The sequence below is a fragment of the Actinomycetota bacterium genome (assembly GCA_040757835.1).
Taxonomy (GTDB): domain Bacteria; phylum Actinomycetota; class Geothermincolia; order Geothermincolales; family RBG-13-55-18; genus SURF-21.
Genome location: JBFLWJ010000006.1, coordinates 46,741 through 71,964, shown reverse-complemented (window position 1 = coordinate 71,964; position 25,224 = coordinate 46,741). Strand labels below are relative to the sequence as shown.

Annotated in this window: 24 protein-coding genes; 13 read left to right on the top strand and 11 right to left on the bottom strand. The window is 64.0% G+C overall.

All coding sequences use genetic code 11. From position 1 onward, the window contains the following. Positions 1–32: 32 nt before the first annotated feature. The 3 genes from AB1384_07470 to AB1384_07460 form a co-directional block, all read right to left on the bottom strand. A complete protein-coding gene (locus tag AB1384_07470; protein MEW6554109.1) occupies positions 33–1,061 on the bottom strand; it encodes an alpha/beta fold hydrolase in 1,029 nt (342 codons plus the stop codon). Between the two features lie 61 nt (positions 1,062–1,122). Further along, positions 1,123–2,838 (bottom strand): oligosaccharide flippase family protein, encoded by a 1,716-nt coding sequence (locus AB1384_07465; GenBank protein MEW6554108.1) that lies wholly within the window; start codon positions 2,836–2,838, stop codon positions 1,123–1,125. Between the two features lie 130 nt (positions 2,839–2,968). After that, the gene (locus tag AB1384_07460) at positions 2,969–5,287 is read right to left on the bottom strand and encodes a hypothetical protein (GenBank protein MEW6554107.1); all 2,319 of its coding nucleotides are present in this window, start codon (positions 5,285–5,287) and stop codon (positions 2,969–2,971) included. A 359-nt stretch (positions 5,288–5,646) separates the two neighbouring features. Here AB1384_07460 and AB1384_07455 point away from each other — a divergent pair, with 359 nt between their 5' ends. Continuing rightward, positions 5,647–6,381: an acyltransferase gene (locus AB1384_07455; GenBank protein ID MEW6554106.1), complete on the top strand. Its 735-nt coding sequence runs from the start codon at positions 5,647–5,649 to the stop codon at positions 6,379–6,381. A 144-nt stretch (positions 6,382–6,525) separates the two neighbouring features. Here AB1384_07455 and AB1384_07450 read toward each other — a convergent pair whose 3' ends face one another. The 3 genes from AB1384_07450 to AB1384_07440 are packed head-to-tail and all read right to left on the bottom strand — an operon-like array spanning position 6,526 to position 9,490. Then, entirely contained in the window at positions 6,526–7,644 is a 1,119-nt protein-coding gene (locus AB1384_07450) for a glycosyltransferase family 1 protein (GenBank protein MEW6554105.1), read from the bottom strand. Further along, positions 7,641–8,843, bottom strand: a complete 1,203-nt coding sequence (locus tag AB1384_07445; protein MEW6554104.1) for a glycosyltransferase family 4 protein — start codon at positions 8,841–8,843, stop codon at positions 7,641–7,643. Before AB1384_07445 ends, AB1384_07450 begins: the two co-directional genes overlap by 4 nt. Positions 8,844–8,851: 8 nt before the next feature. After that, the gene (locus AB1384_07440; protein MEW6554103.1) at positions 8,852–9,490 is read right to left on the bottom strand and encodes a class I SAM-dependent methyltransferase; all 639 of its coding nucleotides are present in this window, start codon (positions 9,488–9,490) and stop codon (positions 8,852–8,854) included. A 168-nt stretch (positions 9,491–9,658) separates the two neighbouring features. Here AB1384_07440 and AB1384_07435 point away from each other — a divergent pair, with 168 nt between their 5' ends. Beyond that, the gene (locus tag AB1384_07435; GenBank protein MEW6554102.1) at positions 9,659–10,666 is read left to right on the top strand and encodes a glycosyltransferase; all 1,008 of its coding nucleotides are present in this window, start codon (positions 9,659–9,661) and stop codon (positions 10,664–10,666) included. Further along, the gene (locus tag AB1384_07430; protein MEW6554101.1) at positions 10,656–11,333 is read left to right on the top strand and encodes a hypothetical protein; all 678 of its coding nucleotides are present in this window, start codon (positions 10,656–10,658) and stop codon (positions 11,331–11,333) included. The genes AB1384_07435 and AB1384_07430 overlap by 11 nt, the downstream gene beginning before the upstream one ends. An 89-nt stretch (positions 11,334–11,422) precedes the next feature. On the opposite strand, the gene AB1384_07425 is transcribed toward AB1384_07430, so the two are convergent. Together AB1384_07425 and AB1384_07420 are read right to left on the bottom strand one after the other, a co-directional pair. Next, a complete protein-coding gene (locus AB1384_07425; GenBank protein ID MEW6554100.1) occupies positions 11,423–12,034 on the bottom strand; it encodes a TetR/AcrR family transcriptional regulator in 612 nt (203 codons plus the stop codon). Positions 12,035–12,183: 149 nt separating this feature from the next. Further along, entirely contained in the window at positions 12,184–12,615 is a 432-nt protein-coding gene (locus AB1384_07420) for a hypothetical protein (protein MEW6554099.1), read from the bottom strand. A 241-nt stretch (positions 12,616–12,856) separates the two neighbouring features. On the opposite strand from AB1384_07420, the gene AB1384_07415 reads away from it, so the two are divergent. Next, positions 12,857–13,834, top strand: coding sequence for a YihY/virulence factor BrkB family protein (locus AB1384_07415; GenBank protein MEW6554098.1), 978 nt, complete (start codon positions 12,857–12,859; stop codon positions 13,832–13,834). A 71-nt stretch (positions 13,835–13,905) separates the two neighbouring features. Here AB1384_07415 and AB1384_07410 read toward each other — a convergent pair whose 3' ends face one another. The 3 genes from AB1384_07410 to AB1384_07400 all read right to left on the bottom strand — a co-directional run bounded on the left by AB1384_07410 (position 13,906) and on the right by AB1384_07400 (position 16,562). Then, positions 13,906–15,363 carry a hypothetical protein gene (locus tag AB1384_07410; protein ID MEW6554097.1) on the bottom strand — a complete coding sequence of 486 codons (1,458 nt, stop codon included), beginning with the start codon at positions 15,361–15,363 and terminating at the stop codon, positions 13,906–13,908. A 232-nt stretch (positions 15,364–15,595) separates the two neighbouring features. Then, complete coding sequence (locus AB1384_07405) at positions 15,596–15,979, bottom strand: hypothetical protein (GenBank protein MEW6554096.1); 384 nt, start codon at positions 15,977–15,979, stop codon at positions 15,596–15,598. Positions 15,980–15,995: 16 nt separating this feature from the next. Further along, positions 15,996–16,562: a DUF308 domain-containing protein gene (locus AB1384_07400; GenBank protein ID MEW6554095.1), complete on the bottom strand. Its 567-nt coding sequence runs from the start codon at positions 16,560–16,562 to the stop codon at positions 15,996–15,998. A gap of 394 nt (positions 16,563–16,956) precedes the next feature. Here AB1384_07400 and AB1384_07395 point away from each other — a divergent pair, with 394 nt between their 5' ends. The 9 genes from AB1384_07395 to AB1384_07355 all read left to right on the top strand — a co-directional run bounded on the left by AB1384_07395 (position 16,957) and on the right by AB1384_07355 (position 25,217). Next, a complete protein-coding gene (locus AB1384_07395; protein MEW6554094.1) occupies positions 16,957–17,382 on the top strand; it encodes a DUF6325 family protein in 426 nt (141 codons plus the stop codon). A 12-nt stretch (positions 17,383–17,394) separates the two neighbouring features. Continuing rightward, the gene (locus AB1384_07390; GenBank protein MEW6554093.1) at positions 17,395–17,679 is read left to right on the top strand and encodes an SHOCT domain-containing protein; all 285 of its coding nucleotides are present in this window, start codon (positions 17,395–17,397) and stop codon (positions 17,677–17,679) included. A gap of 92 nt (positions 17,680–17,771) precedes the next feature. After that, a complete protein-coding gene (locus tag AB1384_07385; GenBank protein MEW6554092.1) occupies positions 17,772–18,557 on the top strand; it encodes an META domain-containing protein in 786 nt (261 codons plus the stop codon). 89 nt (positions 18,558–18,646) lie between these two features. Next, on the top strand, positions 18,647–19,597 hold the full coding sequence (locus AB1384_07380; protein MEW6554091.1) for an alpha/beta hydrolase: 951 nt from the start codon (positions 18,647–18,649) through the stop codon (positions 19,595–19,597). A gap of 191 nt (positions 19,598–19,788) precedes the next feature. Then, positions 19,789–20,640, top strand: a complete 852-nt coding sequence (locus AB1384_07375) for a DegV family protein (protein ID MEW6554090.1) — start codon at positions 19,789–19,791, stop codon at positions 20,638–20,640. A 104-nt stretch (positions 20,641–20,744) separates the two neighbouring features. Then, positions 20,745–21,089 (top strand): SHOCT domain-containing protein, encoded by a 345-nt coding sequence (locus AB1384_07370; GenBank protein ID MEW6554089.1) that lies wholly within the window; start codon positions 20,745–20,747, stop codon positions 21,087–21,089. Positions 21,090–21,165: 76 nt separating this feature from the next. Beyond that, positions 21,166–21,522 (top strand): PLDc N-terminal domain-containing protein, encoded by a 357-nt coding sequence (locus AB1384_07365; GenBank protein ID MEW6554088.1) that lies wholly within the window; start codon positions 21,166–21,168, stop codon positions 21,520–21,522. A gap of 57 nt (positions 21,523–21,579) precedes the next feature. Continuing rightward, positions 21,580–22,323 (top strand): PASTA domain-containing protein, encoded by a 744-nt coding sequence (locus AB1384_07360; GenBank protein ID MEW6554087.1) that lies wholly within the window; start codon positions 21,580–21,582, stop codon positions 22,321–22,323. A 149-nt stretch (positions 22,324–22,472) separates the two neighbouring features. Beyond that, positions 22,473–25,217, top strand: a complete 2,745-nt coding sequence (locus tag AB1384_07355) for a cation-transporting P-type ATPase (GenBank protein ID MEW6554086.1) — start codon at positions 22,473–22,475, stop codon at positions 25,215–25,217. Positions 25,218–25,224 lie beyond the last annotated feature (7 nt).

Genomic DNA, 25,224 nt, shown 5'->3' with positions numbered 1-25,224 from the left:
TTGGCCGGGCTGGTGCGGCCCCGCCGCGCCCGCTAGACATACTCCTCGAACCAGGCGAACATGAGGTCCCACACCTCCAGCCGGCCCGCGGGATCGACGACGCAGTGGGCTTCGTCGGGGTAGAGCTTGATCTCCACCGTCTTGCCGGCCGCTTGCAGCGCGTCGTAGAGCCGGCGCGCCTGGTCCACGGGGCAGAGGGGGTCCTTTTCGCCGTGGATGAGCAGGGTCGCGGCCTGCATGGAATCGACGTAGTTCAGCGCCGAGCGCACGGCGTATTCCTGCGGGACCTGCTCGGGCGTGCCGCCCACCATTGGCAGCATCTCGTTGAGGACGTTCTTGACGTTGGGGTCGGGGGAGTTGATGCCGCTGTTGTAGAGGTCAACGGCGTCGTAGAAGCCCGCCTCGGCCACCACCGCCTTGATGCGCGGGTCGCGCTCCGCGGCCAGCACCGACACCGCGGCGCCGTGGCTCTGGCCGTAGAGGCCGATGCGCCCGTCCGCGATGAGCCCCTCCGATTCCAGGTAGTCGATGGCCGCGATCACGTCGTCCACCTCCCCCTTGGCCCCCTCGTGGCTGCCCTCTGACATGCCGCTGCCCCGGAAGTCGGGGTTGAAGACCAGGTAGCCCTGGTCCCGTATGATCAGGGCCACGTCGCTGAAGTCTCCGGCGGTGCCGAAACCGGCGTGGCTGACGATGATGGTGGGCCAGGGGCCGCTGCCCTCGGCGGGGCGGAAGAGCAGGCCGGAGACGGTCAGACCGCCCGAGCTCGGGTAGTACACCCGCTCCGCCACCTTCTCCATGTCGGCCATGGCGTCGTAGGTCGCGTCGATTAGCTCGTCCGCCCTGGAATAGTCGCCCTGGTTATAGGCGTCCAGGGCCTCCAGCCACTTGGCCCGCGCCTCGCGTACGTCGTAGCCCTCGCCCGCCTTCTGGGCGATCTCGTTGGCGCAGGCCAGTCCCCTCACGGTCACGCCGGCCTGGTCGATGATCTGGCCCAGGACGCAGCCGCATCCGCTCGACAGCAGGCCGGCGGCGAGGATCACCAGCGCCGCCAGATACAACTTGCATCTCCGGCCGAATGTCATCACTTGCCTCTCATTCCGAACACCGGACCGGTCACCTTCACACCGTAAGCAGCTCGTTCAGTTCCTGCAAGCCCTTTCTGCTCAGGGCCTTGGTCACGATGGCCAGTACTATATAAACAATCGTCAGCGCGGCCGCAATGATAAAGGCGGCCTGCAGCGCGCTCGCGAAGGTGTCCTTGCCCACCGCCAGCGCGCTGTTTAGGACGAAGGCGATACCGTAGAGCGTTCCCAGCATGAGCGCGGGTACCCCCGCGAAGCGGAGGAAGTTTATACGGTGCTCGAGGTCGCGTGACAGCTTCCAGTAGAGCAGGCAGAAGACCACGCACTCGCTGAGCAGCACGCTCGCCGCGGCGCCAATATATCCCCAGATGGAGATGGCCACGATCCCCAGGACGGCCTTCAGGGGGAGGCCGAAGAGGACCACGATGGAGATGGTCTTCTGCTTGTTGATGACGATGAAGAAGGGGTAGCTGACCGCGGTCATGAAGGTGAAGGTCATGGCGGCCATGGTCAGCCAGGTGGCGGGCCAGGCCTCGATGTACTGGAATCTCTGCAGCACCAGGACGGGACGGGCCAGCACGGGGATGATCACCACCAGCGGCACCACCAGGAGCAGCGCGTAGTGGATGAGGCGCTCCCACACCTGCCCCAGCCGGTCGGGATGCTTGCCGCCCACCTTGGAGACAGCCGGCAGCACCGCCATGTTGAGGGCGAGGGTCAAGAACACCAGGGCCTTCGCGAACATGCCGGCGGCGCTGTACAAGCCCACCTCGGTGTCTCCCCTGATCCAGGAGATGAGAGGGACGTCCATGCCGGCGTAGATGGTCACGCCCGCGGCGACGATGGCCAGGGGCCATGCGCTAACCAGCAGGTAGCGCCAGAACCTGCCGTCCATGGTGAAGGGGCCGATCCTGGTGACCAGGGCCGGCTCTTCCGGCGGGGGGGCCACCGGTGGTTGTTGAGTTTCCTCCCCGGCGCCTGCGTCCACCTTCTCCGTCTCCTCGGACAGCCCGGCATAGGAGTAATCCGCGAGCAGCGCCTCCATGGCCGCGTCGCCGAACGGCACCGGCCCGTGGGTGACCGCCTCGGCCACCACCATGTCGCTGATCTCCGCCTCGGCAGGTTCCGTCCGGCGCAGGACGCGCCGGTAGAGCAGGTAGAGGTGGAAGATGGAGTAGATGATGGTGATGATGTAGATGAGCACCAGGTAGACGAGGACGTTTTCGAAGCCGGCGGTGACCACGTAGATGGACATGGCCACCTTCATGATCCCCATGATCAGGTAGACCAGGGCCACCACCCCCAGCCTCTCCAGGGCGATGAAGTTCTCGCACAGGGAGTTGGAGAACGGCTGCTCGACCAGGAGGCAGAAGGCGATGGTGAAGACCACCCAGAACTTGTCCCCGGACAGCCCCCCCGACCCCTGCACGGCCAGGCTGATGAAGTTGGTCAACATGAGCAGGGAGAAGGCGATGAGGCCGAGGAGGAAGCGCAGCGACACGATGTTCGCGAAGTAACGGCGCAGCCGGGAGACCTGCTGGGAGACGTCGCGGATGGATATGTTACCGAGGCCGAAGTCCGGTATCACCTGGAAGATGGTGTAGAGGGTGAAGGCGTAGGTGTAGATGCCGGCCGCTTCCGGGCCCAGGTTGCGGTTGATGATGATGGCCAGGATGAAGGTGAGGCTCGAGGTCACGATCCTCGCGCCCACCAGGGCCGCGGTGTTCTTCGAAAGCCGGGCTACCCGCTCCATCTCTCGCTCACAACCTCCATATAAGCGGGGTCACCCCCGGACATGGGACTTCGAGAATCGCGCTGGGCGGTCACTATGCGCACCAACCACAGTCACCCATATCCCGGGCTGACCCCAGGTCATTCCTTTCCTATTCCCAGTCGCCGCCCTCTTCCTCACCGGGCTTTGGCGCCGTGCCCCCGCCCCTTCCGGCCGCCTTCCTGCCGCCCCGGCCATCCAGGCGGAAGCGCCTCTTCTCCTGGCGCCTCACGTCCTTCTCGCCTTCCCCGGCCACGCCCGGCCCCGTACCGCCGGACTGCCCGGGGGCGGGAGGGGCGCCGGCGGGCGTGGGGAACGATAACCTTGCGCCCGCGTCCACCAGCATCTGCTTCAGGCGGCGCTGCGCTTCCTCCTCGCTTATGCCCGCGTACTCTCCCTCGCGGCGCATCATCTGGATGATGGAAGCGGTGATGCGCCCAACGCTCTCGTCACCGATATTGTAGCGGCGCAGGAAAGAACGGTAATAGATGGTGATCGCGGCCGTCGCCGATTCCCGGACGTCCGCCTTGTCGGAGTTGAGGGCCCGCAGCCAGTTCTTGGGGATGGGGGCGCCCGTCTCCCCCATGCGGCGGAAGTCCTCCGCGACGCTCTCCTTGATCTTCTGCAGCCCGTCCTGGGCGGCGGCGGGGGTATGGTCCCACGAAGGCGGGGGTGAGGGCGTGGAGGCGGACGGTGCGGCGCTGGACGCTTCCCCGATGTCCTCCGCGACCTCCTCGAGCACTTCCTCCTCGACCGCCTCGGCCAGGGCCGCGTCGGATATTTTCGCCATGGCCATGGCCGCCGTTTCCGTGGGTGGCCTCTCCTCCGGCCGTTCCCCGGCCTTTTGCGCACCGGTGGCCAGCGTGGCGGAGGACACCGCGGCTGAGGCCGCGGCCGCCGTAGCTGCGGCTGCCTGTTTCTTGTCCTGCCGTTCCCTGGCGCGCCCGCTCTTCTTTTCCCGGGGTACGGACGGCTCCGCCTCGGCAACCGGCGCCGCTGCCACGGGGGGAGCGGCAACCGGGGCGGCGGGCGCTCCGCCTTTTGCCTGCGTCTCACCCCGCGCGGGCTTTGCCTCGCTGGTGCGCGGTGCGCGCTCGCGGCCCTTGACCTTCACGTTCGCCAGCGTTACCCCCGTGGGCACGATGCCCAGGCGTTCAAAGCTGAACATGGCCTCCTGGGCGGCCTTGCGCGTGCAGTGGTCGGCGTCTATGATCACCAGGCTCGCCTCGGCCTGCGCGGCGACGACCGCCGCGTCCACGGAGCCGGTGAGGGGAGGTCCGTACAGCAGCACCTTGTCGAAGCGCAGCTCCTGCTCGCGCAGCCCCTCGGCGAACGCGGGCAGGGAGAGGAGGTCGGTGGAGTTGTCCCTCCTGGAGCCGGCGGGGAGGAAGGAGAGGTTGGCTATCCTGGACGCGACTACAGCGCCCCCGAGGGCATCCCCCTTCTGCAGCGCGTCCGAGAGGCCGGTCTTCTCGGCGGCCTCCATGAGCCTGGAGAGGGCCCGCCCCCGCAGGTCGCAGTCCACCAGCAGGATGTTGCGCCCGGTGTTGGCGATGCTGGCCGCGATGTTCGCGGCCACGGCGGCCCCCGCCTCGAAGGGGATGGCCGATGCCACCAGTACGGACGCCGGCGACCCCTCGGGGGGCATGATCAGGCTGGAGCGCAGCTCGGAGTAGGCCTCCCAGGTACGCGAGCCCTCTCCGAAGGAGGAGAGGAGGGCCGTGCTGCGGGCGCCCTTCTCCCGCGGCAGCACTCCCAGCATGGGCAGGTCCAGGGTCTCCTCGACCTCGCGGGGGTTGCGGAAGCGCGGGTTGAAGTATTCGATGAGCAGCACCAGCACCAGCCCGATGACCAGCCCGACGAAGAAGCCCAGCCCGACATAGGCGAAGGTCTTGGGCTGGGTGGGCTTCTCGGGGACGACGGCGCGGTTGGTGAAGACGATGTTGCCGTTCAAGAGCAGCTTCTTGAACTCCTCGTCGTAGAACTCGGTGGTCTGGTTGGTCTTGAGCACCATCACGTCCCCCCAGGCGTTGGCGATGTCCGCCACCCGGTCGGGCTTGCTGTCGCTGAAGGTGATCTTCATGGAGGTGGAGTTGGCCTCCGGCACGGCGCTGACCTTCTTCAGCAGCTCCTCGGGGGAGACCTCGATGCCCTGGTTGGCCAGGCGGACGCTGACCGCATCCGCCACCCCGATGCTCTCGGCATAGTTGGCGATGGAGGGCATCAGGGCGATATAGGCGGCCTGCACCGTGGCGTCGGGCAGTTTCGTGGTCGGGTTGATGGGCGCGGTGGCCGACATGGCCGTCTCCACCTTGTACACCGGGGACTGCACCTGGGCGATTACCGCCGCCACCAGGGTCGATAAGAGCACCATGGCGATGACGATCCAGATCCTCTTGGTGATCGCCGGGATGATATCCTGAACTTTCATACTCCAACCTTTCCCATGGCCGCTCGCTCATCTGCGCCGCGCGAGAGGACCTTGTCCCGCTGATAAAGCCCACATTTGGACGGTCCCCCCACCAACAGGGTTCATTATAACAGCAATATCGGCGCCGGAGTCCCGCGGCTCAAGGGCTGGCCGCCCCAGCCCGCGCAAGGAGTTCCCGCCCTGCTTGCCGGGGTGTAACCCCGCGCCTCGGCAGGTCATATACATGCATGGAGCCGCCGTGGCCACGCCCGCGCCGGGTCGGGCTCAATATAAGCTGGTTTTGGACGATTATTCTTTGTATATAGAGGAAAGCCGGCGATGCAAGGGCATTCCGCGAGGGCGAAAGGAGCTGGGGTTAGATGGACTGGGAGAACTATCTCAAACTGGCCAGGGGTTACTCCTTCCTGGCGCGCAATATCCTGGCGGGCAAGGTGACCAACAAGGTACTGGACCTCGTGGCTTTCCTCGACTACCGCCTGCTCATGCTGCTCTCCATGTGGCACCCGGACGCGGAGTCGCGCAAGAGGCTCCTGAAGAAGCGCGGGGTCAACGTCGCGGACACCGCCTGGATCGACCTGGGGGTATGGATAGAGATGACCACGCCCCAGTCGGTGTTCATCGAGGACTACGCGAAGGTGGCGTACGGGGTGATGATCCACGCCCACGACGCGGCCGTGAACTCCGTGGGCGACCTGCCCATGCGGGTGATGACCACCACCATCGGTTACAATTCCGCCATCGGTTCGGGCTCCATCATCATGCCCGGGGTGACCATCGGCAAGCACTGCGGCGTGGTCCCGGGGTCGGTGGTGACCAAGGACGTGCCCGACCTCACCGTGGTTGGCGGCGACCCCGCGGTGAAGCTGATGTCATCCACGGACCTCGGCGTGGCCTGGCAGGCGGACCTCAAAGTAAGGCCGGAACTCTACTACGACCACCCCAACCCGGCGCGCGCCCCCTCCACGCCCATAGACCACCTGCTCACCTGGCGCAAGGAGGGGGTAAAGGTGCGTGACGCCAGCGAGCTGAGGACCGGTACTCCCTTCGACCTCATCCTCGACGCCCGGGAGGCGATGAAGAAGAAAAAGGGATAGGCGGTGTGTGCTGGATAGCTTGGTCGGGGATCGAGAAAGTGCGGCAAGGGCTTGCTGCTTGCATCCCGACTGGCATGGCGGCCTCGCTGGATGACCTGGCTGGCGAAGCTCTGTCGTAACCCCCTGGTCCCGTAAGTGGGCCCTTTATCTCCCCGCCGCCGCCTTGAAGACGGCCAGGGTCTCTTCCGCGGCCTTGCGCCACGAGAAGGTGGCAGCCCTCTCCATGCCCGCGCGGGAGAGCCTGTCCCGCAGGGAAGCGTCCCCCATGACCTCGCGGATGGCGGCGGCCATCTCCCCGGTGCTCTCCGGGTCGAAGTACGCGGCGGCGTCACCGGCCACCTCGGGGATGGAGGTGGTGTTGGAGCAGGCCACAGGCGCGCCGCAGGCCATGGCCTCGATGACCGGCAACCCGAATCCCTCGTAGAGGGAGGGATAGACGAAGAGGCCGCAGGCGTTGTAGAGGAGCAGTAGTTCCTCCTCGGAGACGTAGGGCACGTGCTTGACGCGTTCCTCCATGCCGCAGCGGCGTGCCGTCCCGGCGATGTCCACGGGCGGGCTGAAGGGGGCGGGGGTCCCCAGGATGAGCAGCTCCAGGGGCGCGTCCAGCTCGCCGGAGGCCGCGGAGACCGCCGCAATGAGCCGCTCCAGGTTGCGGCGGGTATGTATGGACCCCGCCGTGAAGAGAAAACCGGGTGCCAGCCCGAATCTCTCGCGCACCGCGTCAAGCCTCTCCGCGTCGCGCACCGGCACGAAGAAGGCGTCGGCCGCCTCCCTGATGACCGTCACGCGCTCCTCGGCCACGCCCAGGACGCGCACGATGTCGCGCTTGGAGTGATCGCTCACGGTGACGATGCGCTCGGCCTTGGCCACTTCGCGCCAGAAGAGGTCATCAAAGCGGAAGCGGCGGTCCATGACGAACCATTCGGGGTGCACCTTGAAGGTGATGTCGTGTACCACCACCACCGCCGGGCACAATTTCACCAGCGGGAGAAAATATGAGGGGGAGAAGTGCAGGTCCACCCCGTCCCGGCGCATGGCCAGGGGGAGGCGCAGGTGGCGCCAGAGCAGGGAGGGGCGCATGGTGATGCTCTTTATCTCCAGGTTCGGTGAATCGAACCCCAGTGGTGCGATGGGTCCCGAGGTGTAGACGATATAGCGGTTCTCACCCTCGAGCTTTACCATCTCCCGCAACAGGTTCATGAGGTAGCGGGCCACCCCGTACCTCTCCCCCTGCAGGGTGCGGCCCTCGATACCGATGATCACCTTCGCGCTCCTTTACTTGCGAGCACCACCAGCATCTCCGCCTCCATCTCGCGCACCTTGTCCCGCAGGTCGAAACGTTCGGCCACCGCTCTCTTCCCCGCCTTCCCCATCTTGGCGGCGCGCGCGGGGTCCGCGAGCAGCCCGCGGATGGCCTCCGCCATGGCCGCTGCGTCCCGGGGAGGGACGAGGAGGCCGGTCTCGCCGTCGTCCACGACCTCTCCCACACCGCCGCCGCGCGTCGCCACCACCGGCAGCCCCTGGGCCATGGCCTCGATGATCACCAGCCCGAAGGGTTCCGGCAGGACCGAGGCGTGCACCAGCAGGTCCATGGCGGCGATGATCTCCTCGACATCTTCCCTGAAACCGGTGAAGATCACCCTGCCCTCCAGCCCGTACCCACGCGCCATGGCCTTGAGCCCGTCCACGTATGACCTCTCTCCGAAGATGGCGTCCCCTACCAGCATGAAGCGCGCCTCGGGCAGGCTGGCGGCGACCTCGGCCGCGGCGGCGATGAAGTAGTCCGGCCCCTTCCAGTCCACCAGCCGGCCCACCATGCCGACCAGGGGGGCACCCGCGGGCACACCCCAGGCGGCGCGCACCTCTTGCCTGGCCGCCGCCGCGCGCGGGGGAAGGATGCCGTTGTGCACCATGCCCACCTTCGCCTCCGGTACCCCCAGGTCCACCAGGGCCCGCCTCACCACCTCCGAGATGGCCAGCACGCGGTCGGCGAAGAGGGAGGCCGAGGCGCGGAAGAGAAAGAGGTTTAAACGGCTGAAGGCGTCTCCGCTGGCGATATCGTGCAGCCTCCATATCACCGGCCTTCCCGCCAGCTTCCCCGCCATGCTGCCGTAGATGTCGGCCTTGGCGCTGTTGGTGAGCACGAGATCGTAGCCCTCCCTCCTGATGAGGGCGGCGAGGCCGCAGGCGGTGCGCGCCAGGTCCCAGGGGTAGGCGGCGGCGGCCAGGCGGTCCTTCCCGATGGACTTCCTCTTCACCTCCAGCAGCCGCGGGGAAGGGAAACCGATGTGGACGCGGACGAGGCGGCGGTCCGCCTCGCCGGTGAGGGGGCCGGGGTGGGGGCAGGCCAGGGCGGGGGTGAAGGTGTCGCGGTCCAGGCAGTCCAGGAACCCCAGCAGGGCGCGCTCCGCGCCGCCGATCTCCACCGCGTGGTTTACCACCAGGAGACGGTATTTCGCCACTGTAACCCCTAGGTCCTCACGGCCGACAGCAGCAGGCTGCGGCCTCGTTCCCGGAAATAAGGCAGGCGGTAGAACGCCCGCCAGGCGGGCACTCCCACGTGCACACTGATGGTGTCCCTGAGCAGGTGCGGGAAGACGGTGAACCACCGCTGGACATGAAAACCCGCCTTCTCGACCGTCTCCGCCAGCTCTTTCCCCTCGTAGATGTGGAGGTGGCCGGGGTCCTCGAAGATTTGGGGGCTGGCATAGAGGCGGTTGGGGGTGCAGGCGGCCATGATCCCCCCGGGGGCCAGCACCCGGCGCCATTCCGCGAGGGCCGCGGGGAGGTCGTCCAGGTGCTCGACGAGGTGATGGCTGAGCAGGCGGTCGAAGGAAACGTCCTCGAAGGGCAGGACGCCGGCGTCGGCCCGCACCACCCGGCAGGACGGCGCTGCGCGCCGGGCCAGGTCCACCGCATCCTCCGAGATGTCCAGTCCCACGGCATCGTGGCCCTTCCCTGCCAGGAAGGCGAGGAGGGCGCCTCCCCCGCACCCCACCTCCAGGATGCGGGAGCCGGGAGCGGGCCGGAGCAGGGAGTAGAGCAGCTGCGTCTCCACGCGGAAATCGCGCTTCGATTCGCGGTAGCGGTAGTATGACTCGCCGTACAACGACCGGACCTTTCCCGAGCTTATCTCCGATACTTCCTGCATCTTACCAAACGGGCCACGTCGGCAGGTAGGCGGGCGTGACCCAACGGCGGACAAAGGCTATATTGTTTCTTGCGGCACAAGCCGATTCGTATAGGTAGAAAACGGAGCGCGAAGAGGGGACAGGAGATGAGCGAACCCGGCAGGACAGGTCAATACAGGCCGACCATCAGCGCGGTCATCCCCAACTGGCACCGCAAGAACGACCTCCGGGAGGCGTTGCTGGCCATCAAGGCCCAGACCTACCCCGTCAGCGAGATCATCGTGGTCGACAACAACTCGCAGGACGGCACGCGGGAGATGATAGAGGAGGAGTTCCCGGAGGTCCTCTTCATCCAGTCTCCCCACAACATCGTAATCCAGGCCCTGAACATCGGGGCGAAGACGGCCCGCGGCGACGTCATCCTGCACCAGGACAATGACGGCATCCTCGCGCCGGACGCCGTGGAGCGCATGGTGGCGGCGCTGGCCTCGGACCCGCGCATCGCGGTGGTCCATTCCAAGAACCTCTATTACGACAGCGGCGAGGTCTACGACCCGTTGCGCTGGTTCACCGCCGAGGAGCACGCCTCGGACCGCATCTTCGACGTGCCAACCTTCCACGGCAACGGCGCCCTGATCAGGCGGGACGTCCTGGAGGAGATAGATTACATCGAGCCGGAGATACTGCTCTACCAGTTCGAGCGGAACATCTCGGCCAAGGCCATCGAGCGCGGCTACCGCATCGTCTACCTCCCCTCGGCGACCATCCGGCACAAGATCTCCAAGGAGGTGCGCAACCCCGGCCACCGCATGTACATCACCATGACCGGGGGCTGGTGGTTCCTGGCCCGTTTCTATCCCCTGGGTCCGGCCGTGAAGAAAGTCTTTTACTACACCGTCTTCTTCGTCCTGCAGTCCATCAAGTACCATACCTTCCGCTATTTCTTCCGGGGCATCTTCGACACCCTGCTGGGCCTGCCGCAGGTGCTCAGGGAGCGCAGCGTCCTCTCCAGAGAGACGGTGAAGTTCCTGGACAGCAAGCCCTACGAGGCTTCCATGTTGGTCTACGGTTCCCTGGACACGGCGAGAAGATGGCTCAAGGCGAAACGGTCCGGGGGCGGGAGAAAGGAAGGAGGCGGCGGCGATGGCCGATGAGACTGGAGGCCACTTTCTCGACGATCTCAAGCTGGCGGTGAAGCGGAAGGGGGCCGGCGGCCTCATGCGGGACGTCTTCCTGCATCCCGGCAACCAGGCCATAGCCCTCTACCGCATCTACCGCATGCTCTACCTCAAGGGCCACATCAACCTGGCCTTCCTCGGTTACCGCCTGAATTACTTCATGTGCGGGGTGGAGATACACCCGGACGCCGACATCGGCCCCGACTTCCACCTGGATCACCCCGTAGCCACCCTCATCGGGAGGCAGACCCGCATCGGCAGGGGGGTGCGCATCTACTCGCACGTGGCCGTGGGCGCTGTGGGACTGCCGGAAAACAAGCCCTTCATGGACGTGCGCGACTACGTGCAGATCTATCACGGCGCCATGGTGGGGGGGAGCGCCACCATCGGCGAATATGCGCAGATCGGCCTCAACGCCGTGGTGTGGGACATGGACGTGCCGCCCTACTCGGTGGTAGCGGGCAACCCGGCCAAGGTGATCAGGGTGGAGGGCAAACGGGTCAACCCCGACGACTACAAGGGCTATAAGTACGACCCCGCCGACTTCCACGGCCCGCCGCCGGAGCACGACCCCGACGCGGAGCCCGAGCGCAGCGATGCCTGGACCGACCCCTCATCCTTTCTCGACAAGAAGAAGGCGTGAGAGGGAGCCGCTGCGAAGTCATAGCGGTCTTGCCCGCCTCAGCGTGACCGCTAGCTAAGGGGCGGTGAGGCGGTACAGCCAGGAAGGGCTCACTGCTTCTTGAAGCCCTCGATCACCAGCTTCGTGAAATCCTCGCAGGCCTCGATGATGTCGAACTTGCCGTTATGCAGGCACCACTCGTAGATGATCCCCCGGTAGCAGCGGACGTAGAGGTCGGCCATGGTCTCGGCGCTGACGTCGCGCCGCAGCTCACCCTGCTCCTGGCCCTCCCTGATCAACTGCTCGAGTATCCCGTACACGGGCCGCCTCGGGTTGGCCATATCCGGCTTCTTCTCGAGGGGATTGATCTGGCTGTGCCAGATGATCTTGGTGATCTTCACTCCCAGGTCGTTGACGTACGAGAAGCTCTTGGTGGTGAAGGTGACCAGGCGCCTGGTCGGGCTCTTCTCCTCTTTATTGAGTTGCTCTATCAGAACGGTATAGAAATCGTCTATCTTCAGGAAATGCTCGCTCAGCACCTGGCTCTTGGACTTGAAATGGTAGTAGAAGGTCCCCTTGGACACGCCTGCCTTCTCGCAGATGTCGTTGACGCTCACCTTGGTGTATCCCTTGCGGGTGAAGAGGCCCATGGCGGTGTCGAATATCCTCTGCCTGGTCTCGATCCGCTGCTGTTTCCGCTTGGTCGGTTTTGATGTGGCCAACCGCATCCCCCCTTGCCTTATCTCCAACGTGGGAGGCGCTCTCCACGACCCGCAGCATGCTAGTTCATGCCAGGTTCTATGGGGCGTTGTCTTTCATTATACAGCCCCTCCGCCGGAGGAGCTGTATGATCCGCTCGGGGCGGCCACGCCTAGCCGCTGGTCGTTGCGGTGGGAGAGATGGCCTTCACGGCATCCTGCATCTCCTCCACGGCGTCTTTTATATCATCGACCTTCGTTTCGAGGGAAGCGTCACTGGTAACGCCGGAGATGGCATCCTTTAGTCCCGCAAACGCGTCTTCGAGGTTTCCTATATCCTGGCCGGCTGACGATGCGGCGGTGACCACGTCGTCGTAGGCGCTCTCCACGTCCGCCCAGGCGGCCTCAAAGGTATCCATGCTCTCGTAGGTGCCGGTTTGCAGCATGACCGTGAGGGCGCTCTTCAGCTCCTGTACTTCCGGGCTGCTGGAGGTCAGCGACTGCACCTTCTCCGCCACCTCGCCGTCTCCGCAGCCGGCGAAGGTGGCTATCGCTCCCGCCAGCATGAACAGGACGACCACGGATGCCAGTATGCTCTTTCTCATCCTCCCACTCCTTCCTACCTCGGCGCCTTCCGGCGGATACGTTATATGGAGTTCAACGACCTGGGTCAGTGACTCCTTGCGTTAATCATACAATATTGTTCCATCCGGGGTGCCAAATATATCATGGGCTAGGGAATCCGGGGAAAAATCGTAGTAGAATAGCACGGTCGGGAAAGGGCGCCTTCATCGGGGATGCAGCCTCTTCTACGGTCTCCTGTCCATTGATCATGGAGGAGCCAGTATGGCCTGGAAAGAACGGTTGAACGAGAAAACAAAGCTCATCGTGCGGTGGTCGCGCAAGGCCACCCAACGTGCTGGACGTCTCTACGGGCACCTGGCGCAGAGATACGGCTTTATCGCCGTTATCGATCAGGCCATACGCAACTTCTTCCGCCATGGCATGAGCCTCCACGCGGGAAACTTCGCCTACTCGGCCTTCCTGGCCATTTTTCCCCTCTTCCTGCTCATCGCCGCCGTCATCGGCTTCATCTTCAGCTACAACTCCGACGTCATGCAGAAGGTCACCGAGGCCATCCGGAACGTGTTGCCGGATATGCCCTCGACCGTGAACGCGGCTTCGGAAAGCCTGGTGCGGCTGAGGAACGTGGTGGGCATACTGGGCATCATCGGCCTGCTGTGGACCATCAGCAAGATCACCTACGCCATCCAGACCGGTTTCGAGGAGGTCTGGGAGACCTACAAGAGGTCCTTCGTCAAGAAGAAACTCTTCGCTTTCGGGGTAATGTTTCTGCTGCTGCTGGTAGGTATCGTCGGGCTCGCCGTTACCTTCGTCTCCTCCCAGTTCTTCTCGTGGCTCAACCGCGAGACGGGCCCGGTGCTTTCAACCCTGGCCGTGGTATTCGGCGCGCTCTTAAGCCCCCTGGCTTCTACGCTGATCTTCGCCGTCCTCTACCGCAGGATCCCCCTGGTGAGGCCCGGCTGGAAGGAAGTGCTGTGGGGCGCCATCACCGCCGCGCTATTGCTTGACGCCGCCGAATACGGGCTGGGCATCTACTTCACCAAGATCTCCAAGAACCAGGCCCTTTACGGCTCGCTGGGGGTGGTGCTGGGGATCGTGCTCTGGCTCTACGTCGTGGGCATCCTCATCTTCCTCGGCGCGGAGATCGTGCACGTGTTGCAGCTGCGGTGGGAAACCGGTGGCGGGGGGATGGATGAGCCCCAGGGCGTGCAGCTCAAATTGCCCAGGGAAGATGTATGAGACCGGGACGGGCGGGGGCCCGTCCCGGTGAACCGTTCCTTCGAGCCGGCTGGTAAGCGTGCGCGGCCCGGTTATCCGTCCTCCGTCTGCTCCGCCGCGCCACCTCCCGGTGTTACCTCTTCCTCTTCCGCCCCTTCCTTTTCGGGCTCTTTCCCGGGGTCGACGCTTCCTTCCCCGCTCGGTCCCTCCGGGCCGTCACCGGGAGCCGCCTTTTCGGCCGGTCCCTCCTCCTCCGCCTCCGGCAGCTTGCCCCGCAGCAGCTCGCAGATGACGAGATAGATGAGATATATGCCCAGGACCACGATGACCTTGACGCCGCTGAGCGGGCGCATCAACCACAGGATCCCGAAGAGGACGGCGGCGCCCGCTACCCGCATGCCCCAGATATGGGCTGCGAAAAAGATCCCTACCGGGCCGGATTCCTTGCCCTCGAGGCGGCGTTCGCGCTGCAGCCTGAAGAGGTATCCCGTCTTGTCCCGCAGCCATAGCGCCCAGGCGTAGGGGCCGGCGATGGCGAATCCCACGGCGCCGACGATCCCCAGGACCAGCAGGCCCGTGTTCGCCTTGATGAGGCCCGTGGTGAGCTGGTTCCAGATCACGGTGGCCGCGTCCAGGTTGGCCGGGTTCCTGACCTGCCCCAGCAGCTCTCCCTTTGCCAGGTTGAGGACCATCAACGAAAGCGCCATGGCCACCGCCAGGGCCGCGGAGGAGATCATCAGGAACCTGCGGCGGTCCTCCGACACCAGCACCGCGGCGGCGAAGAGGACGAGGGCGATAAGGGGCAAGAACCAGTTCAGGGTATCGAGGATCTCAACTCCCGTCTTGGCCATGCCCAGCTGGTCGGACTCGAAGAGCACTATCTCCTTGCTGAACTGCGGGATGGGCACCCTTTCCAGGAAAGTGAGGCCGGCCTCCACCAGCCGGTCCTTGACGTTGGCCACCAGCTCCCCGACGTCCAGCACCACCTCACCGTTGCTCTCCAGGGTGATGGCTTTGTCTCCCCGGATGATGCCCACCGCGGTGGAATGGGTCACTTCCAGGATCTTGTACCAGACCGCTTCGAACTGTGAGCTGGTGAGGACCTCGTAGGTTATCTTGTTGGTCAGCGATTGCAGGCCGCTGGCGATGGGCCCGGCGATGAAGTCGAGCTGTTCCGGCAGGAACTCATTGAGGGCGTCCCGGATACGCTCCTGGATCTCCAGCGCGGTGAAGAGGCGGGCCGAGATCTCGTCCGAGAGTGCCTTGGCAACGGTCTCGTCACCAGCCAGCGGTCCAACCGTCTCGACGAATTGCTCCGTGTCCAGGAAGTTGGCCCGCGCCCACACGGCGATGGGGGAGAGGATGGCCATGAAACAGGCGAGGACTACGAGGATCCACGCCACGATGCCGCGCCATGGAAAGTGCCTTTCCCGGGACGCCCTCGGCGCATCCAGCTTCGCCTGCAGCTCAGCCTTCTCCGCCTTCAGCCGCGCGATCTCCGCCCTGAGCTGCTCCTCGTTCTCCCCCCCGCCGGGTTTCTCGCCGTTCATGGCTGCTCCCTCCGTTTAAGGCTCTTCCCCTCCGCATACAGCCGAAAGGCTGCTTCCTCGCGATACACCGCCAGTACCTATTCTTGCCACAGAGGCCCTGGATTAACCGTAAATCTGTACGCACGGGCATACGGGCGTCAGGTTACAGGCCGATTCGAAAACGACCGATGCTACCCTTCGCGATGGCTGTGGTCCAGAGCCGCAGCCGGCTGTCCTGTTTTGGGTACTCGCTCTACGCCGCCGTCTCTTCCTCGCGCCCCCCATAGGTGACGAGGCCGTAGATGATCAGCGTGTCCAGGGTGATGATGGCCAGCGCCCACAACGGATAGGCCCAGATGACCATGAACATGAGGACCATGTTGACTCCAGCCCAGATGACCCCGAACCAGCGGGCCCATTGCTGTTTGGCGAGGATGGAGAAACCCGCGCAGGTCCCGACGATACCGAGGATGAGATAGAACCACCCCCAGAAGGTCAGGTTGGCGAAGAGCACCTGGTTGATGAGGTACTCGTCCCTGGCCAGCGCCGTGATCCCCCAGACGATATTGAAGATGCCCACGACCACCAGGATGATGGAAGCGAAGACCATCCACCCGTAGCCCTTTCCCTCCTCCATTGCCTACCTCCTTCTATCAGGCAGCCACCATCTTTCCCAGTCTCTTTATCTGGAAGGCCTTGATGATGTCGGTGATCCCGGTGAGCAGGGCCCAGATGCCCGCAAAGACCAGTAGCATGTAAACCTTGGTGAACCAGAACTGCCCGGCCGCCCAGAAACCCAGCACGATCATGATGATCCCGGATACCAGCCCCCACCACCACAGGGGGTTGTCCTCTTTGCCGGCAAAGGCCTCGATGATCCAGAAGATCCCCACCAGGAGGAAGAGGAAGCCCAGTCCGTCCGCCAGCGCGGCGAAAGTCTCCTTGGGGTAGACGAAAGCCACGATTCCGGCGATGATGAACAGGATCCCGAAGACCACCCACAGCCATTTCCATCCCTCGGCGATGAAGGAGATGAAGAACTGTTGCAGCCCCGCGACGATGAACATTATCCCTACGATGATGCCGATGGTGGTCAGCGAGGATTCCTCGAACTGCAGGATGACCAGGGATACGACGATCCACAGGATCCCCATGACCAGTTCGATCCACCACAGTTTCGCGAACATCCCTACTGCCTCTCGCATCTCGGCGTCTTCCATACACACTCCTTTCTTATCGCGGTCGCTCTACGCGACCATGGTTAACAGGCCGCAGATCTTGATGCCCCATATATAAGGGTTTCGCCCAGGGTCCACATCTTCCTTCGACTCATTGTACCCTGTATAATGAGATTTAAACCGTGGCGTCGAGGCAAGCGCGAAAAACAGCCATACCCCTCTCCTTCTCGTGAAGGAGATATTGTTAAAACCGCCTTGCGCATGGGTAAGATAATTCCTGCGATGGCAGATGTCCGGCATGGGCGTCATGGGGACTGTTCCGGCGGGATTCCAGGGCCGGAAGCCCGTTGCCGGCTCTTATCGGGATAGATGGCAGAACAAGCGGCAGTACGCTTTGGATAGCGGCGTACCTGCCGGATGACGCAGGAGGTGCGGTATGGAACTCGGACCGGTAGACGTGGTGCTCGTCGCTTTCGGCGAGCCGAGATTCGACGGCAGCGTCCTCGCGGAACTGGAGATGCGCGCCGGACAGGGGGCGATTCGCGTCCTCGACGCCATGGTCATCGTGAAGGGGGAGGACGGGCTCGCGCTCACCCTGGACCTGGAGGACCTCGACCCGGAGGACAAGGCGGCCCTGGGCTTCATCGAGACGGGGACGCGCGGCCTCTTCGATTCCGATGACGCGGATACCCTCATCGAGGGCATGGTGCCTGGCTCCGCGGTGATGGCCCTGGCCATCGAGAACACCTGGGCCGTGGGCCTGCGCAACGCCATCCTGGGAGTCGGGGGAGAGGTCGCCATGACCTTCCGCATCCCGGGACCGATCATGGAAGAAGCCCTCGTCGCCATCGGCGTGGAGTAAAGGAGGCGCAAGATGCCAGGACTAGTAAGAGGAATGGCCCGCACCGCGGTCATCGCCGGCACCGCCCAGGCGACGGCAAACGCGGTCAACCGCAGGCAGGCCGAGAAAAACGTGGCGGCTTACGCCAATGCGGGGCAGCAGGTCTACGCGCAGCAGGCGCCCTCGCAGCCACCGCCGGCACCCGCTGCGAGCACGGATGACAAGCTGGCGCAGCTCGAGCGCCTGGGGCAGCTGAAAGCCCAGGGCATCCTCACCGAGGAGGAATTCGCGGCCCAGAAGGCGGCCATACTGGGGTAGGAACTCCGTTCTCTCCACCGTATCCGGACCTGGGCCGGATACGGTGGTGTCTTGGAGAAACCGACCTTTTCCAACTTCTTAAGGAGAAGCCGATGAGATCTGTCAGGTACGTGCCGGTGGCGGCGGCTGTGGCTATAGCCGTTTTTCTGGTGGGATGCGGCGGTGCGAAGGGGGGCTCGGGCGGAAAACTCGAGGGTATCAACTGGGCACTGCAGTCCATCACGGAGCAGGGCCAGGAGAAGGCGGTCAACCCGGAGTTCGGCATGGGCGCCCTCTTCGAGAACGGCAGGGTGAGCGGCTCCTCCGGCGTGAACACCTATACCGCACCGTATGAGCTCTCCGGCGCGGACCTCACCATCGGCATGGCGGCGACCACGATGATGGCCGGCCCCGAGGAACTGATGGAGCTGGAACGGGAGTACCTCGCCGCCTTGCAGGAGTCGTCCACCTTCACCGCATCCGGCGGCAGCCTGACCATCTTCGACAAGGACGGCAACGAGATCCTCTCCTATGTGGAGGAGGAAGCCCCCGCCCTCGCCGGCACGGACTGGATCGTGACCGGCTACAACAACGGCAAGGAGGCGGTGGTGTCCCCCATCTCCGGCAGTGAGCTTACCGCGCTATTCGATACGGGCGGCAAGGTCTCCGGCTCTTCGGGCGTCAACACCTTCAGTGGGCAGTACAGCGTGGACGGGATCGAGATAACCATAGGTCCCCTGGCCTCAACCATGATGGCTTCCAGCGACCCGGCGCTGGCGGAGCAGGAGGCGGCTTACCTCGCCGCCTTGCAGAGCGCAGCCCGCTACACCATCAGGGGAGGTAAGCTCGAGCTGAGGCGTGACGACGGCGCCCTGGCGGTATCCTTTTCGGTCAAGTGAGAAGATAAGAGCTGACGGCACGAAGGGCGCTTCCCTAGCGGGACTTCCACGTCCAGGGCCGTCCCTGCCACCTTGAGAAAGGTACGGATATGAGAGAACCTTGGCATGGCGAATTCGCCGGCATCGAGGTCAATCCCGTCGACGACGTCCTTACCAGGATCCTCATCGGTTACAAGATGATCCCCAACCTGACCTATGTCGTCGCCAACAACTACGAGTGCAAGCTCGACCTGTGGCTGCCCGAGAAAGGCCTGGAGGAGAAGGTCCCGACCCTCATCTACATACATGGCGGCGGGTGGATCAGCGGTGAACGGGAACAGTTCGCGCTCATCTTCCTGCCCTTCATCGAGATGGGTTTCGCCGTGGCCAACGTGCAGTACCGCATGGCCCATATCTCTCCCGCGCCTTCCGCGGTGCAGGACTGCCGCGCCGCCCTGAGGTGGGTGATCTACAATGCGGACAGGTACGGTTTCGACTCAGGCAGGATAGTGGTGTTCGGCCATTCCGCGGGAGGCCACCTGGCCTTGATGACCGGCATGCTGCCTTCCTCCGCGGGCTTCGACTGGGAGGTGCCGGGCAGCAACGACGCGGAGCGCCAGGAGATGATCTGGCGCTTCTACGCCGCCAGGCAGGCAGGTAAAGAGGAACTGGAGGTGGCGGCGATCATCGAGTGGTCCGGCGTCACCGACGTCGTCGACCTCCTGGACGGGCCCAACCGCAAGGGTTATGCTCTCGCCTGGCTCGGCACCACGCCCCATGTCGAGGAACTGGCCCGGCAGATGTCGCCCATCACCTGGGTGCGCCCGGGACTCCCGCCCATCATGATGATCCACGGCGACGCCGATCCCGTCGTCCCCTACGGCCACGCGGTGCGCCTGCACGAGGCACTCGACCGGGCGGGGGTCAGGAACGGACTGGTGACCATCCCGGGGGGCGGGCACGTCCGCTTCAAGCGCGAGGAGGTGGCCAGGATATACGCCTACATCCGCGTACTGCTGGAGAGGAACGGACTCATGCCCGCAGGCGTATCCCTGGAATAAGAAGGAGGCACTTTCCATGCCATGTTTATTTTTCTCGCAAGGTGGGAAACTATATCTGTGGTTGACTGACCCGGGTCGATGAATGGGGCGTTCGGCAACGAGGATGGCCGGGGATTCCGGCGACCACGTCTGGCATGGTTACCAGCGGGCAGGACAGAATAATATAGTGCGTCGATCGAGCAGGGAGGAAAATGTTGGCAAACATCGGCATTGTAACCGACTCTACTTCGTATCTTGATGATGAGTACATCGACAAATACGACATCAAGGTCGTACCCCTCAAGGTGATCTTCGAGGGCGTCACCTACCGGGAAGGGATGGATATAACCGACGAGGAGTTCTTCCGGCGTCTCAAGCATTCAGACACCTTCCCCACCACTTCCCAGCCCGCGGCCGGGGAGTTCCTGGAGGCCTATCAGGAGATGGCCAACCGCTACGACGCCCTGCTCAGCATCCATATCTCGGAGGGCATCAGCGGCACCTGCGACGCGGCCAGGATGGCGGCGCGGGAGATGGGCGACTTCCCCATCGAGATCATAGACTCGCGCCTCACCACCGGCCTGCTGGGCATGATCGCCATGGAACTGGCCGAGGCCCGGGACCGGGGGATGAACATGGCGGAGCTCAAGGCCATGGCCGGCAGGTTGATCAAGGACAGCACCCTCATGTTCATGGTCGCTACCCTGGAGTACCTGCACCGCGGCGGCCGCATCGGTGGCGCCCAGGCCCTGCTTGGGACCATGCTGCAGATGAAACCCATCCTCTTCATCCACGGCATGATCGACGTGCAGGAGAGGGTGCGCGGGGCGAAGAAAGCCATGGACCGCCTGGTGGAGATCGCCATCGCCAAGGCGGGCGGTAAAAAGATCCGCCTGGGCATCAGCCACGTGGAGGACCCGGAAAGGGCGGACGAGCTGCGCAACAGGGTTGAGGGCAAGCTCGACTTCGATCCCGAGGAGTTGATTCTGTGCAAGACCGGTCCGGTGATCGGCTGCCACGTGGGTCCGGGGACGGCGGGCCTTGGCTTCTTTCCAAAGGAATAGGCATATGCCGGGGACGTCCCGAGTTCTATGGTACGTGATGCTGATATTTATCGTTCGTTGACTGTGAGAGACCGGAAAGCATTTACCGAAAGGAGTGATGTCAGATGGACTTCTGGGGTTGGTTCTTCCTCTTCCTCATCTTCATCCCCATGATGATGCTGTGGATCTACACCCTGGTGGACATCTTCCAGCGCGTGGACCTCTCGGGCTGGGTCAAAGCGCTGTGGGTGATCTTCGTACTCATCTTCCCGCTCTTCGGCATGCTCATCTACTTCATCGCCCGCCCCATCCTGCCCCAGGACGTGCAGCGGCAGCAGCAGTACGAGAAGAGCATGCAGGCCGCCCAGGCGGCGGACGTGACCGACAAGCTGGCTAAGCTCTCCGAGCTCAAGGACAAGGGCGTCATCAGCGAGGAGGAGTTCCAGGCCCAGAAGGCCAAGCTGCTTTAATGCTGGTCCGCAGGCGCCGCCGATGCTTTGATTATCCGTCCGCCCTTGCCCGGGGAGGACGGAGATAGGAGGGAAAATGGAGTTCTGGGAATGGCTGGTGGTCTTCTTCATCTACATCCCGCTGATGATGGTCTGGATATTCGCCCTGTGCGACATCTTCCAGCGTCCCAACCTCTCCGGCTGGGCCAAGGCGCTGTGGGTGATCTTCGTGCTCATCTTCCCGCTCTTCGGCATGCTCATCTACTTCATTGCCCGCCCGGTCACCGAGCAGGACGTCGAAAGAGCGAAGCAGGTGCGGGAGAACCAGGAATATTACAAGACCGCCCAGGCGACGGAGCAGCTCTACGCCCTGCAGCAGATGCTGGAATCGGGACAGATCTCGCAGGAGAAGTACGACAAGCGCGTGGCCAAGATCAAGGCGAAGATGGGGTAAGACCGATCCCTTATGATACCGGGGTGATACGTAACTCGCGTAAGAGGGAGGGGAAAGATGTCTGAGAAAGGCAAGCCAGGCGGCGGGCTGGGATCACCTCCTAAATGGGTGTGGATCACCGTCATCGCGCTATGCGCGATCGCCGTTGTCGTGGTGGTCATGGTCCTGATCGAGGCCTCCGGGACTCAGACGGTGACCGTACCAGACATCGTCGGCCTTACCGAGGAGCAGGCCACACAGGCCCTTAGTAACATAGGGTTGAATATGCGGCCGCAGGGGACTTATGCACAGAGCGAACTCCAGAAGGAAGGCGTGATTGTGGCACAGGACCCCGTCGAAGGTACCACCCTGGACGAGGGCAGTACCGTCACCGCTGTTGTGACCGTTGAAATGAGGATGCCCGACCTGCTGGGGATGAGCGAGTCGGCGGCGGTGAACACCCTGAACGGGATGGGCATCAAGGATATCAGAGCCGAGAACAGCACCGTGCTCGACGAGACCAGGGTTGGGACGGTACTGGTTCAGTCTCCCCTGAGCGGGATGTTGATCACTCCCGAAGTCAGCGTCGTCCTGCAGGTCGGCGGGGAGGTCGAGAACATCATCGTCCCCAACGTAGTGGGGGTGGAGGAAAGCACGGCCGTATCGCAGCTCGAGAACGCCGGCCTGGAAGTGAAAGTGGTGGAGCAGGCCAGCAGCTTGATCGAGGTGGGTATCGTGATCAGCCAGAGTCCCGCCGCGGGGCAGCCGGCGCGCAAGGGTAGCACCGTCACCATCGTGGTGAGCAAGGCACAGACTCCGTAGTAGATGTAAGAGCGGCCAGACTTCTCGTTACCCCGACCTACCACGCGGGTCGGGGTAACGTCATCAGAGTGGTACGGTAACTCTTCATGTCCTTCACTACGCGCCGGTTCATCAAGGGTCTTTAACCTTGCGATAGAAAGGGAAACGCCATGTCCGAAATGACCACTACCGCGGAGGAGCCAAGTCCGGGAAGTCCGGGGAACGCGCCGGTCCCGTGGCATGCATTGAGCGCAGAGGAGAGCTTGACGCGGCTCGAAGTCGATCCATCAAACGGCCTCAGTGGAGATGAGGCCTCCGACCGCCTGCGCACATACGGCCGTAACGAGCTTGCCGAGACCAAGAAGGAGACCTTCCTCAAGGCTTTCCTCCGCCAGTACCGCCCGCTCATGCAGCTGGTGCTGGTGGGGACGGCAGTGGTGGCTGCCCTCATCCAGAACTGGCCCAGCTTCGTCCTGGTGCTCCTGGTGACCGTCTTCAACGCCCTGCTGGGCCTGCGGCAGGAGAGCAAGGCCAGCCGCGCCATCGAGGCGCTCAAGGAGATGCTGCTGTCCGAGGCCAGGGTGCGCCGCGGCGGCGAGGTCATCGCGGTCGCGGCGGGGGAGCTGGTCCCCGGGGACATCGTGCTCTTGCGCGAGGGTGACCGCATCCCCGCCGATGGGCGCCTGGTCTCGGCCGCCACCCTGGAGGTGGAGGAGTCGTCTTTGACCGGGGAGAGCACCTCCGCCCTCAAGAACACGGACCCGGTCGCATCCGTGGACGTGCCCCTCGGCGACCGCACCGATATGGTCTTCATGAACACCACGGTGACACGTGGCCGCGCCGAGATGGTGGTCACGGAGACGGGCATGTCCACCGAGGTGGGCGGCATCGCAGGCTCCCTGCAGGGCAGGAAGAAGGAGGAGACGCCCCTCACCCGTCAGATCGACTACCTGGTGAAGATAATCCTGGTGCTGGCGGCGGCGGCCTTCATCACCGTACTCATAGTCGGCATCTCCAAGGACGAGTCCTTCGACACCATCTTCCTCTTCGGGGTGTCGCTCACCATCGGCGCCATCCCCGCCGGCCTGCCCGCGGTGGTCACCACCATCCTGTCAATGGGGACGGTGGTGATGGCCGGCATGAACGCCATCGTCAAGAGCCTGCCCGCGGCCGAGACCCTCGGATCCACCTCCGCCATCTGCACCGACAAGACCGGCACCCTGACCATGAACCAGATGACCGTGCGCAGACTGCTGCTGCCCGGGATGCGCTACAACGTCACCGGCCAGGGCTACGGCCTCGAGGGGGATATCCAGCGTGTGGCGGGGGCGGGGGAGACCGACCTGGACGCCGTGCTCCTTCCCATGGTCCTCTGCTCCGATGCCACCATCAAGGACGGGAAATGCGTTGGCGACCCCAACGAGGGCGCACTGGTGGTCCTGGCGGCCAAGGGAGGGATCGACGCGGAGGAGACGCGGGCCTATTATCCGCGCGTCGCCACCCTGCCATTCGACTCCGAGTACATGCTCATGGCTACCTTCCACGAGATGAGCGACGAGACGGGCAGACAGGTCGTGCGCTGCTTCGTCAAGGGTGCGCCGGACAAGGTCATCGACCGCTCTTCCTTCGTGCGCCAATGGGACGGCGAGGTGTTGAGCATGGACGATGAGCTGCGTGCCCGTGTCTTGGAGGCCAACGACGAGCTGGCGGAGCAGGGCCTGCGCGAGTTGATCGTGGCCAGCCGTGATTTTGAACGCGATTCCTTCGAGGCGGAAGGCGACCTGCTGGCGCAGGTGAACGACCTCGTGCTCACGGCCATGGTGGGCATGGCCGACCCACCGCGCTCCGAGGTGGGGGAGGCGATCTCCGCGTGTAAGGAAGCGGGCATCCGGGTGAGGATGATCACCGGGGACCACGCCGTCACCGCGGCCGCCGTCGCAGAGGAGCTGGGCATAGAGGGGCGCGCGGTGACCGGCCAGGAGTTCGAGGCGATGGACGAGGAAGAGGCCGCGCGTCAGGTCGAGGATATAGGGATCATCGCGCGCGTCGCTCCCCATGACAAGGTGCGCCTGGTCGAGATCCTGCAGGCGCAGGGGGATGTGGTCGCAATGACCGGCGACGGAGTGAACGACGCTCCCGCCCTCAAGACCGCCGACATCGGCATCGCCATGGGCATCACGGGAACGGACGTCTCCAAGGAAGCGGCGAAGATGATCCTGACCGATGACAACTTCGGCACCATAGTCAGCGCCGTCAAGGAAGGACGGGTGGTCTACGACAACCTGATGAAGTTCGTACGCCTGCAGATGTCCAACCTGGTGGCCTTCATCCTGGCGTTTCTGGGGACTAGCCTGTTCGTCGGTGTCACCCTCTTCAACCCGCTGCAGGTACTGTGGATCAAGTTCGGAGAGGTCGTGCCCGTCGGCGCCGTGCTCGGATACGACACCCCGACACCGGGACTGATGCAGCGCAAACCCAGGCCGGCCGACCAGCCGGTGCTCGGTCTGCGCTATGCGGCCCAGGTCGCCTTCTCGGGCCTGATCATAGCGGCTGCGGTGGTCGCGGTCTTCCACTGGGGAAGGGCTCACTACGATTCCGAGGTTGTAGGGCGCACCATGGCCTTCGTGGTATTCTCCTGCGCCCCCATCGTCTACGCGCTCAGCCTGCGCTTCCCCGATAGCAGCGTCTTCCGCCGCGAGACCTTCACCAACCCGAAGCTATGGTTCTCTTTCCTCTGGGGCATCCTGAGCGTCTTCCTCATCACCGAGCTGGAGCTGCTGGGGGGGATATTCGATACGGTGCCGCTGTCCCGGGAGCAGTGGGGTATCTGCCTGGCGGCGGTCGCGGTACTTATCCTTCTCACCGATGTGGCCAAGCCCCTTCTGCGCCTAATCCCCATGCGCGGCAGGCAATAGGGACGGC

Coding starts and splice junctions, on each gene's coding strand:
- AB1384_07465 (MEW6554108.1), bottom strand. CDS start 2,838: ATGGAGCGGGTAGCCCGGCTTTCGAAGAACACCGCGGCCCTGGTGGGC.
- AB1384_07460 (MEW6554107.1), bottom strand. CDS start 5,287: ATGAAAGTTCAGGATATCATCCCGGCGATCACCAAGAGGATCTGGATC.
- AB1384_07455 (MEW6554106.1), top strand. CDS start 5,647: ATGGACTGGGAGAACTATCTCAAACTGGCCAGGGGTTACTCCTTCCTG.
- AB1384_07435 (MEW6554102.1), top strand. CDS start 9,659: ATGAGCGAACCCGGCAGGACAGGTCAATACAGGCCGACCATCAGCGCG.
- AB1384_07430 (MEW6554101.1), top strand. CDS start 10,656: ATGGCCGATGAGACTGGAGGCCACTTTCTCGACGATCTCAAGCTGGCG.
- AB1384_07420 (MEW6554099.1), bottom strand. CDS start 12,615: ATGAGAAAGAGCATACTGGCATCCGTGGTCGTCCTGTTCATGCTGGCG.
- AB1384_07415 (MEW6554098.1), top strand. CDS start 12,857: ATGGCCTGGAAAGAACGGTTGAACGAGAAAACAAAGCTCATCGTGCGG.
- AB1384_07410 (MEW6554097.1), bottom strand. CDS start 15,363: ATGAACGGCGAGAAACCCGGCGGGGGGGAGAACGAGGAGCAGCTCAGG.
- AB1384_07405 (MEW6554096.1), bottom strand. CDS start 15,979: ATGGAGGAGGGAAAGGGCTACGGGTGGATGGTCTTCGCTTCCATCATC.
- AB1384_07400 (MEW6554095.1), bottom strand. CDS start 16,562: ATGGAAGACGCCGAGATGCGAGAGGCAGTAGGGATGTTCGCGAAACTG.
- AB1384_07395 (MEW6554094.1), top strand. CDS start 16,957: ATGGAACTCGGACCGGTAGACGTGGTGCTCGTCGCTTTCGGCGAGCCG.
- AB1384_07390 (MEW6554093.1), top strand. CDS start 17,395: ATGCCAGGACTAGTAAGAGGAATGGCCCGCACCGCGGTCATCGCCGGC.
- AB1384_07385 (MEW6554092.1), top strand. CDS start 17,772: ATGAGATCTGTCAGGTACGTGCCGGTGGCGGCGGCTGTGGCTATAGCC.
- AB1384_07380 (MEW6554091.1), top strand. CDS start 18,647: ATGAGAGAACCTTGGCATGGCGAATTCGCCGGCATCGAGGTCAATCCC.
- AB1384_07375 (MEW6554090.1), top strand. CDS start 19,789: ATGTTGGCAAACATCGGCATTGTAACCGACTCTACTTCGTATCTTGAT.
- AB1384_07370 (MEW6554089.1), top strand. CDS start 20,745: ATGGACTTCTGGGGTTGGTTCTTCCTCTTCCTCATCTTCATCCCCATG.
- AB1384_07365 (MEW6554088.1), top strand. CDS start 21,166: ATGGAGTTCTGGGAATGGCTGGTGGTCTTCTTCATCTACATCCCGCTG.
- AB1384_07360 (MEW6554087.1), top strand. CDS start 21,580: ATGTCTGAGAAAGGCAAGCCAGGCGGCGGGCTGGGATCACCTCCTAAA.
- AB1384_07355 (MEW6554086.1), top strand. CDS start 22,473: ATGTCCGAAATGACCACTACCGCGGAGGAGCCAAGTCCGGGAAGTCCG.